This window comes from Mycobacterium sp. 1165196.3 (assembly GCF_001673415.1).
Taxonomy (GTDB): Bacteria; Actinomycetota; Actinomycetes; order Mycobacteriales; family Mycobacteriaceae; genus Mycobacterium; species Mycobacterium europaeum_A.
Genome location: NZ_LZLU01000100.1, coordinates 1 through 551, shown reverse-complemented (window position 1 = coordinate 551; position 551 = coordinate 1). Strand labels below are relative to the sequence as shown.

Sequence of the window (551 nt, the reverse complement as noted above, 5' to 3'; positions counted from 1 at the left end):
GCCGTCGATCCGGTACCGATGACCGCGTCGTTGACCAGGGCGGTGACGCGCAGGTCGAGCTTGCCGGGAGACGCGGAGTCGCGATACGGCTCGAGCTCGTCGGGGGTGACCAGGTAGGGGCCCAACGTCACCCCGCTGTCCTTGCCCTTGCCCTGACCGATCCCCAGCTGGCTTTCCATCTGCTGCAGATCGCGCGCGGACCAGTCGTTGAAGATGGTGTAGCCGATGATGGCCTGTTCGGCCTGCTCGACGGTGAGATCCTTTCCGCCGGTCCCGATCACCGCGGCAATCTCCAATTCGAAGTCCTGCCAAGCGCTTCCGGGTGCCGTCGGGGCGTCGTCGTACGGGCCCAATACCGTTGTCGGGCAGGCGAAGTAGAACGCGGGAATGCGGTACCAGGTGTCGGCGAGCACCCGCCCGGCACCCAGTGCGGCTTGGCAGTTGCGCATGTGGTCCAAAAAACACAGGGAATCGCGGATCGACGGCCCAGATGGACTGGACCTTCGGCGAGGTCATCTCGTACGCCTCGCGGGGCGTCACGCTGAATTCCG

The 551-nt window shown here is 65.5% G+C and carries 1 pseudogene; it reads right to left on the bottom strand.

From position 1 onward, the window contains the following. Positions 1-494 (bottom strand): annotated as a pseudogene (locus A5659_RS10545) (fumarylacetoacetate hydrolase family protein); the annotation flags it as partial. Positions 495-551 lie beyond the last annotated feature (57 nt).